The sequence below is a fragment of the Thalassoglobus sp. JC818 genome (assembly GCF_040717535.1).
GTDB lineage: Bacteria > Planctomycetota > Planctomycetia > Planctomycetales > Planctomycetaceae > Thalassoglobus.
In genome coordinates this window covers 1-16,772 of sequence record NZ_JBFEFI010000002.1, presented here as the reverse complement: position 1 = coordinate 16,772, position 16,772 = coordinate 1, and the positions used below count along the sequence as shown (strand labels likewise).

The window sequence follows — 16,772 nt, the reverse complement described above, 5'->3', positions numbered from 1 at the left end:
GTTCGTATTCCGGCTCAGGGTGAACGGACGAGTGATGATGAATCACAAACGATTCACCCCTGTGGAAGAGAGCAGCCTCGGCGAATCGTGCTCACTTTCCATTGCGTGAAACGATTCATCAGATATTCAAAACGCGAGGAGAAAGTACTCCTCAACGGCAAGTTATCGATTGCTCATCTTAAAACCAGAACGTGCCCGTTCTTTCGAGTATAGCTCGCAAATTTCCGGGGAGGCAAACGGAATTTTCACGGTTGTGAAAATTCTGAGGGAGCCAATGCAGGCGAAATCTCGAGAACTGTGAGCGAACCGAATTGATGCCGATTCACATCACTCCCGCGTTCCTCAAAATATTCAAGCACCTCCTCATGACCGATGAAAGCGATGCACACGATTCTTCCGGTCGGAGCTGTGAATGAGTCCGCAACTTCTCGTGCATACGGGTACTTGAGCGGCAGCAGTTTCGGTGGATCTCCGGCGAGTCCATAGTAGGCCAGCCCGACAAGTTCTGGATGTCGGAATTCCTCACAATAGGACCAGTCAGTGACGTAAATCTCCGTTGAATCGTCAGGTTGACTCTCGACCCACGCAACAACTTCGGGAAAGCCTTCGCTTCTCTCAAATTCGACGAGAATCCCCGGGACCATCGCAGCTGCGATCAGCATCAGTGCCACCAGTTGCCAACCGCGATTCAGAAGAGTCACGCTGCGCATCGTCAACACGATGATCGGAACCATAGCCGGCAATCCGTAGCGGAACTCGTAGACTGGTCGCCAGATCAATGAAATTCCCCATGCCGGAATCAGCATCGCGAACAAAATCCAGATCAGGCACAATCCCGTCGCGAGTTGTTCGGAACGATTGGATGTATTCCGGTCTTTGTCGTGAACGAACATCGCCCAAATCGCGATTCCGATTGCCAACGCAATCACCCAGCCCGCAGACGGCAAATAGAAGAACTCGCCGAGACAGCTGCAGGTGATGATCTCCCACGCTCCCGGAGGTTGCAGCCATCCTCCAAGCGTAGCTGGGGCATTCGTTTCGAGAAAACGACAGAACAGCCATTGAAGTGGAACGAGCAATACCAGCACGAAGCACTGAAGGTTCAGAACGCGTTGAAGCTTCGGACTGATCCCGCGATCGAAGACCAGCAGAGACAGAACGAACGCCCCCTGCCCTGCGAACGCCAAGAATCCGTAATAGTGGCTGCAGATCATTAACCAGGTTGAGATCACATAACCGGCGCGGCCTCTTCCTGTTTCGCGAAGGAGCTGAAACAACATCCCCATCGACAAGATTGAGAAGAGCATGAAGAGAGTGTACGGCCGCGCTTCTCGAACATATCTCAAGAAGGCGGGACTTAACCCCAGAAACAAAGCGCTCAATAGACCGACACGAATGCCAAAGAATTTTCGTCCCAGCCAATAGATCGCAGGCAGGCATACGATGCCAGCTACAAAAGCAGGAAATCGCAAGACCCACTCCGGGGGACCATCTTGAGTAACAAAGCTTCGGACAAGCAGTGAGTAAAGTGGTGCGGAGTAGTCTTCGCGTTGAACCAGTCCGTCGACGAATTCACGACGAGCGGTAATGAGCAAGATGACTTCATCGGTCCAGAGCGGAGATTGTTCGATCGTTCCCAACGTCACAGCCGCGATGATCACCATCCAGAGAAAGACCAGCGTCGTCGCATGTCGTTTCAGAAGAGAGTCCGTCATTGAGTTCATCCAGCGACTTCATTCACTTATTGAAAACAAGAATGCCAGGATGGTATTCAACTTCCAATCCATTGTACGAGTGGATGTTGATTCCACGCTCTCCAATAGGGAATCGCTCCGAGACCATTAATGAGGATGGAAAGCATCGCCAATCCCCATCCAAATCGACTGGAGAGTGATCGAAAGCTCCAGTCAAAGTCGATCAGTGGGATCAGGAAGAGGGGCACCACAGGCAGGATCAGTCGCGGGCCGTAGCAATAACCTCCATCCCAAATTTCCCAGGATGCCATCACACCAAAGTAGCTCAGAAAACCGATCAGGAGCAATCGCCCGTGTCCGCCTGTTCGTTCAAGAAACTCGGGCCATGTTGAAGCGGCGAGGAACGAGATCGGAGCGAACAATAACAATCCATGGCTCGGTGAGAACATCAACTCGCTGGCTCCGACCCAGAAATTCCCCCACCGCCATGACTGCGGGCTGCGGAGGATTGATCCGAACATGTAATAGTTCAGACCAAGCATCAAGGCCATACCCACTAACATTGGGATACTTGTACTTAAGAACAGCTTCCAATTTCTCTGAAGGATCGCTGCGAACAAGAGAACAACTCCAAGCAATGCAAATGGAGGCTTCATCAGCGTGCCGAGCCCTATCAGTGCTCCGATCCAGAAGCCGTTCTGGCTGTTCAACATTGCAGAGAAGGCAGCCACTGCAAATGCGAGCAACCAGATCTCGCAAAACATCGCCCGACTGTAATGCCAGATCGGTGTCCCGAGGCAGATCAGCATCACGACTCCGGCACATTTGAGATTCGAAAGTTGAAACGTCTTGAGGAGCGCCATCATACTGCTCATTGCCCAAATCGATGCAATCCATGAAAGAGACACAGCAGCAGGTTCGAGCATGTCGGAGCCTGCAAGTCCGAAAGTTAATGCTGCCAGAACGAACGGATAGCCTGCGGGGTGAGTTGAGTATTCTGGAGAATGGCCTCGCGAATGATGTGAATTCGACTTTTGGGTTGGAACCGGGCGACTTTGTTCGTCGACGTTCCATTGCTCGCCCCATCCTAAATAGACGTCAGCCCATGGGATCATCGTGCCTTCTTGAACCCAGATCGTATGGTGATCGAGTGCCTGCCCGCTCATGCGAACGCCTGCATCTATGCCACCTTGATGAACACTCTGATAGTTGTTCCTAAGGTCGAGGTCACCATCGTTCAGAAGGCTGTAAAGTGTGATGAAGTAGTGTGGTTCATCACCTGAGTGGATCTTCGGCAGGCCGATAGTGATGCGATCGTCAGGACCGTTTGATTCACTGCAAAGCTGCGGAATCAATAACAATACCGCAGTCGCACCGAGCAATAGTCGACTGAACAATTTCTGATTCATTTAACCGACTCGGACAAATGTGCAGGCGACGGAATATCAATTCGGGCGTCGTTATAGAATTGACACCTGAGCCCAACAACGAGGAGTCCGGTCGTCATGAAACCACTCAGGACCGTTATTGCTACTCCCCAATAGAGACTCTGAGGGTTGTAGAAAAATGTGAGACGGTGCTTACCTGCTGGGAGGGGACACAATCGGAAGACTTCGTGCAGTGCTTCGATCTCAATCAGCTGTCCGTTGACAAAGCATTGCCATCCAGGAAATCGCGTGTCAGCAACTCCAACGATTCCTGCTTCAGGGAGATCGACTTCAACAGTGAGCCCTCTGGAATGATCGGAGACAATTTCGTAGCTGAAGTCTGATCGCTGTTGCCAGTCGAGTGGGTTGGATTCACAAAGTGAATCTTCGGCAAGGTGGCGGTGTCGTTCTGGAAGAAATCGAATGCGTGGAACTGCGGATTCTCGTTCCATCCATTGACCATCGTGAGTGCAAATGTAGCGACAACTGACTAGATCGAGCGCTTTTTCCGGACATTGTTGAATCGCTTCGTGGACTCGTTGAACATGTCTTGGGAATATTCCACCTTCATTAGTGCCGACCATCGGAAACCGGTTTAGAACAGCGACCGGCAGCAAGCGGGAATACCTCAATTGAAGCAGTGTGTCGTCTGTGTCTAATGAACGATCGAGGAATCGAAATGAACGGGCTGCTGTGGTCTGTTGTTCGCTTGTGTCGACCCGTTTCTCACGCGGAACGAGACACAGCTGACTGGCGTTAAACAGCCAAAGGTCAATTGTCACGAAAACAAGAAACAGTACCTGCCAGCGAAGTCGGATCGTCGTCGAAGCATTTTTCTGGACGGAACGCAATTGCATCAGAACCCAGACAGAGGCAACTGCCAGTCCACTTGACTTGATGACTGCATCCCGACAGACATCCGAGCGATTCCACCACGCAAGTATTTCATCGCCGAAGCCTGACTCAACGTCATTGAGAATAAGCCATGCGAGAAGGTTTACAGCGAAGAATAGCATTGTCCATCCCGACAGCTTCCAGGGGGTAAGTTGTGCTCGTTTTGATGCGATCCTTTTCTCAGTACGATCAACCTCCCTGTTGGAAGTCCGTTCGCGTTGTATCCAATCATCGAGACCTCGAGCAGCTAGAATCGGAACGAGAATACTTGCGAGGCAAAGGATACGTCCTGGACAGCGAAAGAGCGTCAGCGGAGGAAACAGTTGGTTTGAGATCGTAAAGAGATGAGAGTTTCTCCCAAGAGAATAGAGCAGCAGCAATAAAACTGCCGTACCGGTAACAGCCTCCCAGGCGAGTACTGACTTACGGGTAAGAGCGATTCCACCTAGGAGGAGAGTGAGAATACCAAGATACTGGTACTCCTCGTGGTAGAGTTCAAAGAAATCAAACGAGCTTGCATCGTCAAATGGATTACCTTTGAAGTTTGGGATCAACAAGCGGACTAAGTCACTCGGTTGAAGAGAGAAGTGATCGGCATAGGAGCTGTTTCCTCGATCGGAAGCGGTCATTCCGTCACGAATTAACTCCATGGCTGGAACGTACTGCACCGCTGATAGTGTTGTTGACAAGATCACCGCCAGGATCGCCCACCATAGAAATTTCGTCCGATGTGCGGATGCTGATCCCCAGAACATAGAACCAGCGCCCCACGCTGCTCCGAGAAGGCCGGCATAACAAGCGATTTGGGGATGTCCCGAAAGAAGGACGAGCCCTCCCGCCACAGCTGTCAAACCGGCGAACAAAGGCCCAGGTTGACGCGTCAAGAAGACGACACTGAGTAACAGCCAGGGTATTCTTGTCCATGCAACAAACATTGTGATGTGGCCGACCATTAAGTGGGCGATCGGGAATCCACTGAGCGTCATGACGAGAGCAGAAAAGCTACTTGCAAATCGACTCGTTCCCAATGATCGCGTCAGTAGATATTGTCCAAAGAAGCCGAAAGCGGCATGCACGACGATTGAAAGGCGCAGCCCATAGCTTACATTGAAGAGCAATATCGAAGGTGTGACGAGGGGGTCACTCAAACCTGCTTGCATGTTTGCATGCAAGGGTGTGCCGCATGCGAGTTCAGGAATCCAGAGTGGAAACCTGCCAGCGAGCATCTCATCACGAGCATACTCACGCAGGGGCAGTTGGGCAGTCGTGTAATCGCTGTAGTAAGTTGGTGGGATGACGCGATCATCGGGAAGAAGGAACAGACTGAAAGGCATCAGCGCAGCAACGAAACTAAGCCAAAGGAGACTTCGGCCACTGCGAGGCGTCGTATCGATCGGAGAGTCTAAGTTCAAAGCCGTTCTGTGTTGTTGAACAATTTGGATATTAATTCATCAAAAGCTAAATCGAGAATTTGATTTCGAGTGGTGAAGAAAGTTTCGCTTTCGGAACAATTTTATGCGTTTGATAAGCTTTCTTATTGACTTGAAGTCGACAACTTTGTGCTCCCCTCCGTTTTGGAATCGTCGATCGGAATTCGCTTGTAGAGAGTCAGGACCACAGAACCTTGAAAGTAGTAGGGTTCCAGAAATCGGCTTTCGAGGATCTTTATCCAGCTGTCTTGGAACAGCTTCTCTTGGGGGCCAGAATATGGACGCGAATATCCGGATGAATCGATCGTCCACATTCTTTGGGAACCTCGACTCAATAACTCCCCACGTGTGACCTTGATGTCGTCGGAGAGAATTGAGCTGCCCATGAAGTGGTCGATTTCACCGAGATCGAGGAGTTCCGGACGATCAAACTCGTGTTGAGTGCAATGCCAGAAGCTGTAAAACATCGCTGGGTGCACAACAACGATCTGATCGCCAGGTTCGATCTGTTCATGAAGAGTGTCGACGGCAGCATTCAAGCCAGTTCTCGAATCGAGTTGAAGTGATTCCCGTGACATCGAGAGAACGGCAGCTGCATTGATCAGAATCATCACGAAGACGAGAGGGCGTAATTTGAGAATTGTGCCTGTTGAGACGACAATGGAAAACGCTACATAGAAGAATGGAAGGCATAAAATCAGGTGTCGAGAAGTCAGGATTGAAACGGTTGTCAGCGAAACTGCTGTTGCACAGACGAGCGGAGCGATTCCGAGCGCGAACGTGAGAACTCGGCCAATCTTTCGTCCAGGAATCAGGAATTGAATCCAAACGATGGCCGTCAGGTTTGTGACGAGGAGAGCGAGAAAGTGGCTCTTGAGTTCAGGCGGTGAATTTGCTGAGAATAACGCGCTGAACCATGCATCAGGAACTGACCAGACGGTCACCTTGGGAATCCAGAAGCTTTCTTGAACTCGCGAGATTTGCGATCGCAACACAGGAATCCAAGGAAGATAACCTGCAATAATCAATGCAAAGCTGACTCCGACGTAATGAAGTTTTGGCCGAGAAGTGGTTGTTAGATTATCGTCCAATGATGGAGGAATCGCGAGGCTAGCCCAAGCTGCGACTAGTCCCTGGGCAAACACGGTAAACATTGCATAGTGGTGTGTGTAAAGGAGTGCGAGTGTGCTCAGTACGTACAGCGACCACCAGCGAGTCGGTTTCGCTGGGTGCGTGAGTGCTTGCAAAAGAAACCAACTGCCCCAAATCGCAAGCATAGTCGCCAGGGAATACATTCGGGCTTCCTGAGACCACTGACAATGTGTTGGGTTCAGTGCGAACAGAAGACATGCGAGAACCACAACCGCCCATTGTTGATTCGAGCTCACTTCTTGTGCTTCACTTTCGACATTGATGACGTCGCGGCAGAGAAGTGCTAATCCAGTTGTTGATAAGCCGGCACAGAATATCGAGAGAGATCGGAGGGCAATGACCGATTCACCAAACACTGAGATCCAAAGTTTTAGGACGTAGTAGTAAAACGGAGGATGAGTGTCTCTGGCAGTGAGACTGAGGATCTCGCTCCACGTGGATCGTGCAGAAATTCCCCAAGAGAATGCTTCATCGAGCCAGATCGAACGCGTTGCAATTCCATCCATTCGAAGTAAGACCGTGATCGCAACCAACGCAGCGACTAAGAATACAAAGTGCGATCGTTTCTCCATGGAATTTATGAACACTCTTCTCTTCTTCTACCAGAATGTCTCTTGATTTCCGCTCTCCGAATCTCGATCTAAAAATCATCCGATGAGATGATCCCCTGAGCCAGTGGGGTTCCGTTTAGAAACGAACCCTGCGGACTTGCCAACGCCGCATAAACTCGGCCATCAATCTGTTCAGTCAGAAATCGCACATGACCGTCAGCGTAGGTCATGTTCACGCCACCCGGATGGTCAGAGTTGGGGATCGCGTGGTCCTGTTCGGGTTGAGAGCGTCCACTATTAATCTTGCTTGCGCCCGAATTTGATCGCGAGTAATCGACCCCTTCTCGTATGCATTTCCCGTCGAGGCAAGCATTTCCCACGAAGAACATTGTTCTCAATGGATGAGGATTCGCGAAGCGGCCGAGTGGATCGTCATCGCGAAACCCATTGCAGAGGTTGTCTGTTATTAAGAACGTCTGCGATGTGCCATCGTGAATATCAGCAAGACCATAAAAGCGTTCTGTATAATCCGGCTTGCGAAGATTCTTGCCGACCCACCAGTTCTCAACAAAGAAAAGCCCGAGTTGTTTGAAGTGTTTTCGATCTCGGTCGTCCAGCGATGCGTTACCAGAACATGCGTGCCCATCTCCATTCAGGTCGAGTTTGACCAGTTCCCAGTCTCCGTTTTCCGATCGATGCGAGGTCGCCACGGGGCAATCTCCAACTCCGTCGGTGGTGCGAGTTGTAAATCCCCATCCCCCGTTGAGGGCATAGCTTAAGTCACCTTGCCCGGAAAGAGTCGAGTCGGACGGACAACGCAGAACGGCGATCGTCTGATCCAAGAGTGGGCCATTCTGGGCTGAATCAATCGGTTCGTCGAGATTCCATTGTTGGAACAGCGTACTCTGGTCGACGTACGGCAGCAGTAAGACGGCCCAGTTGTGATGGAGTTGAACGGGCTGCGATGTGTCACCACCGCGGTTGCTGCTGGGATCGAGAAAGTATCCGGCACCTGGCAGACGGTGATGATCCTGCTCGAACTGCATCATCGCAATCGAAAGATTTCGCAGGTTGTTCGAACATTGATTAAGACGCGACATCTCACGAACTCGCAGAGCTGCGGGCAGGATGAGGGCGACGAGGACAGAGAGAACAGACAGGACGACCAGTACTTCAATGAGGGTCAGTCCGCTGCGATGAGATGCATATTCGGGGGAGCCAATCATGTGGATGATTGTTTCACTCAAGCTGAAGAATCACAAGACATCGGCCAGTGTGAAACCAATTGATTTCCAGTCACATCTATTCTGAAGAGACAGGCTCAAGCGAGGGGGTGGTGGGTGGAGGTGTGACCGGCCAACCGAGAGCCCATTGCAGCTGGAATTGCGCGGAGTTGTATTCGATAACAGAATTGAGATAAGACCGTTCCGCGTTTTCGAGTGCTCGAATCGACTGCAGGACTTCAATCGGTAAGCCCTGGCCGTCTCGAATTCTTCCGAGGTCGCGTTCGAAGGCATCCATAGCCGTTGGAATTGCCTTGCGGGTAATCTCAATTCGTTCACTGCGGTGAGTGACCTGCGAGTACGCTTCCACAACTTGCTGAGCTACTTGATCGAGCAGTCGAATTTTCTCGTATCTCGCTTGTTCAATCTGCGCACAGGCAGCACGGCGCTGTGCACTCTCGCCGAAGCCGAGGTTGCGAATTTCCCATGTGACGATTGCGTCGAAATCGACACGATTGTTGACATTGTCGATATCCGTACCGAGTCCGCCACCGAATCCACTGTCGCTCAAGCCCAGCAGCACGCTGGGAACAAATGGGCTATAACGTTGACGTTGATATTGATCACACGCAGCAGCAACGAGTGCCTGAGCCTCTTTTAATTCCGGACGGTGAGCGAGGCCGGAACTAATTAGTGATCCCTTACTATGGTCGACTGGGACAAGAGTGATTGGTATCACCGAAGGCTCCACCGGGATGATTCGCCGTGAAGCGTCGATGCTCAACTCCTGAGCGAGACGGCTGGCAGCGACGTCGGAAAGTTCGCGAACTTCAGAAATTCGGCTTTCAACCAGAGTTAATTCCGTCGCCATGCGGTCGGCGTCGGCTTGCAAGCCTTGTCCCGTCGCTGCAAAGTCAGCAGTGAGCTTTGCCAATTCCTGAGTACGTGCTTTACTTTGGTTTAAAACCGCGAGGTCTTGTTCAGCTTCAAGTAAATTGAGATAAGCTAATGCGACTTCGAGGAGCTGCTGGTTTTGAACAGCATTCGCCGCATGTCCTTGAGCCCATGCGGTCTTCTGGGCAATCTGTGGCTGGAAAATGGCATCCGCCATGTGGAAACGGGCGACGAGACCGGGAATAGGAGTTGTTCCAGCACCTGTTGCTCCAGCTCCGAATCCATATTGCAGCGATGAGCGATTCACATCGACGATGTCGCCGTCGCTGGCTTGATAGTTTCCATCATGTCGATGATAGCTGAATCCTGCCTGGATCGATGGAAGCCAGAGAACCTCTGCTTGTTCCAGATTCGCATAAGCTTCCTGGACTCGCCAGCGAGCCAAACCAATCTCCGGGTTCTGTCCACCAACCATGGCGAGTGCTGTACCCAGATGCATTGGCCAAGCATTGGTGTATTGAGTTTCAGCATTCGGTTCAGTTTGGTCCGCAGCTGCTGGCAGTGGAACAAGTTGTTCGGGTCCTGCTCCAGTCTGGAGAATTTGCGGAGTGTCTGGATTGATATCTCTGGAAGCGTACGAGTTCTTTCGTCGGGACGACGAGTGACGACCTGCGTCGGCTCCCAATTTTGGTTGGCCAGCCGAATTGGAAAGAGAGTGGGCTGTCTCTTCGAAATGAGAGTTGCTCTCTACCGATTGATGTGAAACGGCTTGAACACCGGTCGGTGGCTGAGCTTGTTGTTCACGAACCTGGGGGCGACTTGTGTCGACTGATGGTTGCGATTGCTTCTTCGCGATCGCAGGGGCACTTGGAATTGGCTGTGTCGACGGCGTCTTCGGTGGAGGGCTTTGTATCCGCTGCTGGTCAGAAACGGCCCTTCCAACAGCTTGTGAGAGGTTTTGTGATCGAGGATTTTGAGAAGCGGTATTCTGAGCGACAGTCGGGTAGGCTGCTGTTTTGTGAGCGCCTGGATAGCCGGTCGCAGTGCATCCTGCGAGAATTGCTGTCCCGCCGAGCATCCACAGTTTCTTCAGTGAGCGACGCATCGAGTCACCTTTTCAGACTACAAACAGTTTTCGATCTTGCTGGTCGTATCGACCATCCTGTTATGACGAATATGCGTAACTGGATGATCTCTCCGTGCTTGCAGATTGTGGCGCCCTGTGGTGACGATTAGGCAAGTTGTAGGGGTGGGCACTTTTCGAGGGTGGTTTCAGGATTCGATAGAGTTTGCTCCGCGACGTTCGCTAGCTGATTTCCTAGAGTTCTCAGTTCGGAAGATGTTCAGTTCATGTGAGACCGGCAATTGATGCCGAAGCTGGGGTGGCAAGCTCTGCGGGTTGGTTTGATTTTACTGGCGAGCGTGCCGGTTTTGCCGAGAGTGTTGCTTGTGGCGGGAGATCTTGATGTGCTGATTGATTGAATTGCGTCGATGGTGGGGGTGATGTGGCGTCGGGCTTTTGTTTCCTCCGCACGTTCTCAGCCAATCATTCCATTGAGATGCGACATGAGAATCCAAAACTTAGTACGGTCTTTCTGCATCGGAACCCTGCTGCTGGTCGCCAGAACAGGGTTTGCCCAGTCATATGGAATTGAACTCCACAACACCGTTATGCCCGCTTCCTCGGGCATGGGCGGAGCGAGTCTTTCCCGTCCGCAGGACTCTGTCTCTGCGACGAACGGGAACCCAGCCACACTGACTCAATATCATGGAACAACCTTCACTTTCGGTGGAGCGTTGATGGACGCTAACTACCGTTTGCGGCAGGAGACTGCGTTTCCGAATCCTCCTCTCGATCCGATCGTGACTCCTTTCTCGGCAAAGTCAGATTTCCCGGCGGCCGTCCTTCCCAATATCGGGCTGACACAGCAGTTGGAGCTTATGGGGAGACCCATGACCGCGGGGATTGCGTTCGTCGGAGACGCTGGAGCAGGAGTGGATTTCACAGATACTCCAGAGTCAGGAGGTGCGGCAGCTTCGTTAATGTTCCTCTCGATAGTCTTAAGTGGCGGAACCGAAGTGACGGACAACCTTTCCCTGGGTGGTTCATTTCGATTTACCACGGGAATGCTCGATTCCCCATTCACAGGTGTTTCCAGAAATAGCTTGGACTATGGAGTCCGGGGAACATTCGGTGCGAATTATAATCTTGGCTACAACACAACTGTCGGTGTGACTTATCAGACCAAACAGGACTTCAATTTTGACAATGCCGTCTTGTTGAACCTTGGCAATGGCAACTTCGGTGGCCCCCAGGATGTCGCGCTCGATCTTCCACGCAATGTCGGATTTGGTGTTGCGAATTCAAGCCTGATGAATGGAAACCTGTTGGTGGCAGTCGATTTCATTTGGAAGAACTGGGACGATGCGGATCTCTTCGCTCCGATTTATGACGATCAGTGGGTTGTGCAATTGGGAACACAGCTCACACATGGCCGGATGAGATACCGACTGGGCTATGCCTACGCCCAAAACCCCGTTCAGTCTCCACCCACAGTTGGATCGATCGGAGGAGTCACTCCTCCTGGACTTTTAGCGGGAGTAGAATACGTACAGGCTCAGCTGGCGGTGATCAACGAACATCGTTTGTCGGGAGGTGTTGGAATCAAAGACATTGTTCCGGGATTCGATGTTGATTGTTCGATCGGGAAAATGTTCGGTGCCTCCCAAGATCTCGGAAGCACGACCGTCGATCTGAGTTCCTACTGGCTGACGTTCGGATTGACCTGGAATTTCGACGGACCCGGACGAAATAGTAATTGCCTCTGAGGTTAATCCATTTATGGTCTCATAATGGATTTCGAGAGATCTACTTATTCACAAAAAGACCTCGACAATCGCATAAAGCGATTGTCGAGGTTTCGTGCTTTGTAGATCGAGTCTTATTTCGCGAGATAGGCTCTACTTGTTGAACAGGAAGTGGCAGATATCACCATCACGCATGATGTATTCTTTGCCTTCGATTCTCATCTTGCCCGCCTGTTTAATTGCCGACTCTTTCTGATACTCGACGAGATCGTTCAGCCCGTAGACTTCTACGCGGATGAAACCCTTCTCGAAGTCGGTGTGAATAACGCCAGCTGCTTGAGGAGCGGTTGCGCCGACTGGAATGGTCCAGGCGCGAACTTCCTTTTCGCCAGCTGTGAAGTAGCTTTGAAGCCCAAGCGTTTGATAGGCAGCTCGCGCTAGCAGCGCGAGTGAAGGTTCCGCCAGCCCGACCGATTCCAACATTTCCTTCCGGTCGTTTTCGTCGAGTTCTGCAATTTCAGACTCGATCTTGGCACACACAGGAACAACCTGAGCACCGGTTTTCTCGGCGAACTCTCGCAAGCTCATGACGAGCGGACCTTCACCGAGCAAATCATCTTCGTCAACATTCGCAACGTACAACACTGGCTTGGCTGTCAATAGCCCGAACCCGTTGACGATCTTCGACTCTTCTTTGTTCAGCTCCATTTTGCGAAGTGGTTGCTCATCATTGAGGTGAGCCTGGCATTTCTCAATGACAGCGACGCGTTTCTTGGCATCGGCATCTCCGCTCCGGGCTGTTCGTTGGGCTTTGGCGAGCGAGTTATCCAGAGTCTGCATGTCCGCCAGCATTAACTCGGTCTCGATGATATCAATGTCGGAGACCGGATCGACTTTGCCTGAGACGTGTGTAACGTCTTCATCTTCAAAGCATCGGACAACCTGAATGATCGCATCGACTTCACGGATGTGGCTGAGGAATTTGTTCCCCAGTCCTTCACCAACGCTTGCCCCTTTGACGATGCCGGCAATGTCGACGAGTTTCAGTGCGGCGGGAATGATCTTTTGAGGTTGGAAGTAGCCAGCGATCGTTTCCAACCGGCTGTCAGGAACGTTGACGATTCCCTCGTTCGGTTCGATGGTGCAGAAAGGGTAGTTCGCGCTCTGCGCCGACTGAGAGCACGTTAACGCATTAAACAGTGTGCTCTTGCCAACGTTTGGCAATCCAACAATTCCGGCTTCCATGATCTCTACTCGTTCAATTCAGTGACAGCTTCTTCGATGCTGTCACTCAAATGGTTTCAGGAAAAAAAGCCTTACATGCGATGAACGATGCAAGGCTTTTTGAAAGTCTATGTAGGCTGTCACCGACGACTGATTTCGCCGGTGTTTTTGGTCTTCAAGCGTGATAGATAAAAGTGCGACTCGTTTATACGAGTTCGCCGCTGATCAAATCACGCAGTCCGCGGATCAATTTTGTCCGGGTCGATTCCCAGATCTCCGAGAACGCCAGCGAGCGCTCCCTTGTCGAATTCGCCATCGTCAGCGAGTGCTGAGAGTGTGGCGAATGTCACACATTCTGCATCGATTTCGAAGTGGCGACGGAGGACCTGACGAGTATCGCTGCGTCCAAAGCCATCCGTTCCGAGAACGACGTATCGTCCGGGAATCCACTCGCGAATCTGGTCGGCGACCATTCGAATGTTGTCACTGGATGAAATGAATGGTCCGTTCTGGCCTGCGAGAGTGTCGGTCAGAATCGAGGTCTTCGGCGTTTCGTTCGGATGAAGTGTGTTCCATCGATTGACAGACATCGCGTCGCGACACAGTTCGCTGTAGCTGGTGACGCTCCAGACATCCGTTCCGATGTCGTACTTCTCTTTAAGAAGCGTTTGAGCTGCGAGAACTTCTTTGAGGATCGTTCCCGATCCGAACAGTTGCGGCCGTTTTGACTGCTTTGCTCCGCTCTCTGTTGAGCTGAGATGGTACATCCCGTTCAGGATTCCCTGCTCAATGCCTTCGACTTCCGGCATTGCGGGCATCTCGTAACCTTCATTGTAAACGGAGAGGTAATAGAAGATCTCTTCTCCCTCAGCGTACATTCGACGAAGACCATCTTGAATGATGACACACAGCTCATAAGCATACGCAGGGTCGTAGGCCAGCAGGTTCGGAACCGTTGCTGCCATGACGTGCGAATGTCCATCTTCGTGCTGGAGTCCTTCGCCGTTCAGCGTTGTTCGTCCCGAGGTTCCTCCGACGAGGAATCCTTTGGTGCGACTGTCCGCTGCACACCAGATGAGATCGCCCACTCGCTGGAACCCGAACATCGAGTAATAGATGTAAAACGGGATCATGTTCATTCCAAGATTGCTATATGCAGTCCCGGCTGCGATGAACGAACTCATCGCCCCAGCTTCGTTAATACCCTCTTCGAGAACCTGACCATCTTTGGCTTCTTTGTAGTACATCAGGTTACCGCCGATGCGGTCGACAGGTTCGTAGAGTTGTCCTTTGCTGGAATAGATTCCGAATGTGCTGAAGAACGATTCCATCCCGAAGGTTCGGGCTTCATCTGGAATGATCGGGACGATGCGTTCACCGATGCTTTTGTGTCGCATCAGACCTTGGAGGATCGCACCGTATGCCTGAGTCGTCGAAACGCCTCCTTTGCCACCAGTGCCAGCCAGTTGACGCTTGAATGACTTGTCATCCAGGCTGGGAACTTCGAGTCGTTCTTCGGTTGGCTTTCGGGCTGGGACGTGTCCACCAAGCTGTTCGCGTCTCGCCTTCAGATACGTCATCTCGGGGCTGTCATCAGCCGGACGATAGAATGGCATCTGATCGACATCGTCAGTCGCGATCGGAATGTTGAACCGCTCTCGGAATGAGTGCAATTCTTCATTGTTCATCTTCTTGGAGTTGTGGGCGATCATGCGACCTTCACCCGCTTCACCAAGTCCATATCCCTTAATGGTCTTCGCCAGAATGACCGTCGGAGCCCCTTTGTGGCTGACCGCAGCTTCGTATGCAGCGAAGACTTTCTCTGGGTCGTGACCGCCGCGTTTCAACTTTTCGAGCTGATCGTCAGTGAGGTGATCGACGAGGTCGAACAACTCCTGATCAGCCCCAAAGAAGTGTTCGCGAATGTATTCCCCACCCGCGACCACATACTTTTGATACTGACCGTCGACGATTTCGCCAACGCGTTTGACGAGCTTCCCATTGAAGTCGCGAGAGAAGAGGCTGTCCCAGTCGCCTCCCCAAACAACTTTGATGCAGTTCCAACCTGCACCACGGAATGCTCCTTCCAGCTCTTGAATGATCTTGCCGTTTCCGCGAACGGGACCATCGAGGCGTTGTAGATTGCAGTTCACAACCCAAACGAGATTGTCGAGATGTTCGCGCGACGCCAATGTGATCGCACCGAGTGATTCTGGCTCGTCGATTTCTCCATCACCAAGGAAAGCCCAAACCTTGGACTTCGATGTGTCCATCAAGCCACGATGTTCCATGTATCTCAAGAATCTTGCGTGATAAATGGAACAGATCGGCCCCAGTCCCATCGAGACTGTTGGGAACTGCCAAAACTCAGGCATCAGCCACGGGTGTGGATAAGATGACAATCCTGATCCGCGCGGCACTTCCTGTCGGAAGTTTTCGAGATCGCTTTCATTCAAACGACCTTCCATAAACGCCCGAGCATACATCCCTGGCGAAGCATGTCCCTGAAAATAGACCATGTCGCCGGTATGGTCTTCGGATCGGGCATGGAAGAAATGGTTGTAAGCAACTTCGTACAGCGTGGCTGAAGATGCATAAGTCGAGATGTGACCACCGACGCCACCCGTGGGATCATCAACAGATGTTTTCTTGTTCGCACGAACGACCATCGCCATCGCATTCCAGCGAATCAGCGACTTGATTCGTCGTTCCATGTCGAGGTTGCCTGGATAGCGAGGCTGCTCTTCAACAGGGATGGTGTTGATGTAAGGAGTCGTCAGCTCGAAGGGCATCATCACACCGCGGTGATAGGCTCGCTCGCGAAGCTGAACCAGCAGATGCTCCGTACGCTCTGGACCGTAGCGATGCAGAACATCTTCCAGCGATTGATACCATTCTTCCAGCTCGACAGGGTCAATTCCCTCGATCAAGCCTTCCGCTGATTGCACGAGATCATCGGTTGCCATACATCACTCTCTTCGTTTGACCGCACTTAACAATTCTGATCACGACTGCGATCGGAATGGATTTGTCTACTCCGATGGGTTGCGGAGATCTGCATTGGACGTAATGCGCAGAGTCTAACAGGCAAGTCGAGACGCATCATCCTCCAGATTCACAAGAATTCGCATCCGGACGATTCTTGACTCTAAGAAAAGGGGCGATTACCCTCTCCCACATCGAAGTTTCACGAAAATCCACCCCAATCAGTATTTTCGTGCCCAGATTTCGTCAACACAATCGAGTCCAGTTGCCGAAATCAAAAGAGCCTCAAAGATCATGGGTTGAGACAACTCTTCACCGATGCAGGCAAAATAAAACTTCAACGACGAAAAAGTTGCAATCATCAACTTCTGATTCGTCGCAAAATAGAAAATTCGGGGGATTAGCTCAGTTGGGAGAGCGCTTGCATGGCATGCAAGAGGTCAGGGGTTCAAGTCCCCTATCCTCCATCACGAACGGTCGCATGTTTTCG

Annotated in this window: 9 protein-coding genes and 1 tRNA gene; 2 read left to right on the top strand and 8 right to left on the bottom strand. The window is 51.6% G+C overall.

The annotated features are described in order from the left end of the window. Positions 1-245: 245 nt before the first annotated feature. From AB1L42_RS04580 to AB1L42_RS04555, 6 genes are all read right to left on the bottom strand, one after another. Positions 246-1,715, bottom strand: coding sequence for a glycosyltransferase family 39 protein (locus AB1L42_RS04580; protein ID WP_367051765.1), 1,470 nt, complete (start codon positions 1,713-1,715; stop codon positions 246-248). A gap of 56 nt (positions 1,716-1,771) precedes the next feature. Then, positions 1,772-3,103, bottom strand: a complete 1,332-nt coding sequence (locus AB1L42_RS04575; protein WP_367051762.1) for a hypothetical protein — start codon at positions 3,101-3,103, stop codon at positions 1,772-1,774. Next, on the bottom strand, positions 3,100-5,349 hold the full coding sequence (locus AB1L42_RS04570) for a hypothetical protein (protein WP_367051759.1): 2,250 nt from the start codon (positions 5,347-5,349) through the stop codon (positions 3,100-3,102). The genes AB1L42_RS04575 and AB1L42_RS04570 overlap by 4 nt, the downstream gene beginning before the upstream one ends. A 200-nt stretch (positions 5,350-5,549) precedes the next feature. After that, positions 5,550-7,169: a glycosyltransferase family 39 protein gene (locus tag AB1L42_RS04565; RefSeq protein WP_367051756.1), complete on the bottom strand. Its 1,620-nt coding sequence runs from the start codon at positions 7,167-7,169 to the stop codon at positions 5,550-5,552. A gap of 68 nt (positions 7,170-7,237) precedes the next feature. After that, positions 7,238-8,374, bottom strand: coding sequence for a DUF1559 domain-containing protein (locus AB1L42_RS04560; RefSeq protein ID WP_367051754.1), 1,137 nt, complete (start codon positions 8,372-8,374; stop codon positions 7,238-7,240). A 76-nt stretch (positions 8,375-8,450) separates the two neighbouring features. Next, positions 8,451-10,370: a TolC family protein gene (locus AB1L42_RS04555; RefSeq protein WP_367051751.1), complete on the bottom strand. Its 1,920-nt coding sequence runs from the start codon at positions 10,368-10,370 to the stop codon at positions 8,451-8,453. Between the two features lie 461 nt (positions 10,371-10,831). Between AB1L42_RS04555 and AB1L42_RS04550 the strand changes: the two genes are divergently transcribed. Then, positions 10,832-12,094, top strand: coding sequence for a hypothetical protein (locus AB1L42_RS04550; RefSeq protein WP_367051749.1), 1,263 nt, complete (start codon positions 10,832-10,834; stop codon positions 12,092-12,094). A 132-nt stretch (positions 12,095-12,226) separates the two neighbouring features. On the opposite strand, the gene ychF is transcribed toward AB1L42_RS04550, so the two are convergent. Both ychF and aceE read right to left on the bottom strand, forming a co-directional pair. Continuing rightward, on the bottom strand, positions 12,227-13,318 hold the full coding sequence (gene ychF / locus AB1L42_RS04545) for a redox-regulated ATPase YchF (RefSeq protein WP_367051746.1): 1,092 nt from the start codon (positions 13,316-13,318) through the stop codon (positions 12,227-12,229). A gap of 209 nt (positions 13,319-13,527) precedes the next feature. Further along, the gene (gene aceE, locus AB1L42_RS04540; RefSeq protein ID WP_367051744.1) at positions 13,528-16,263 is read right to left on the bottom strand and encodes a pyruvate dehydrogenase (acetyl-transferring), homodimeric type; all 2,736 of its coding nucleotides are present in this window, start codon (positions 16,261-16,263) and stop codon (positions 13,528-13,530) included. 413 nt (positions 16,264-16,676) lie between these two features. Between aceE and AB1L42_RS04535 the strand changes: the two genes are divergently transcribed. Then, positions 16,677-16,749, top strand: a tRNA-Ala gene (locus AB1L42_RS04535). Positions 16,750-16,772 lie beyond the last annotated feature (23 nt).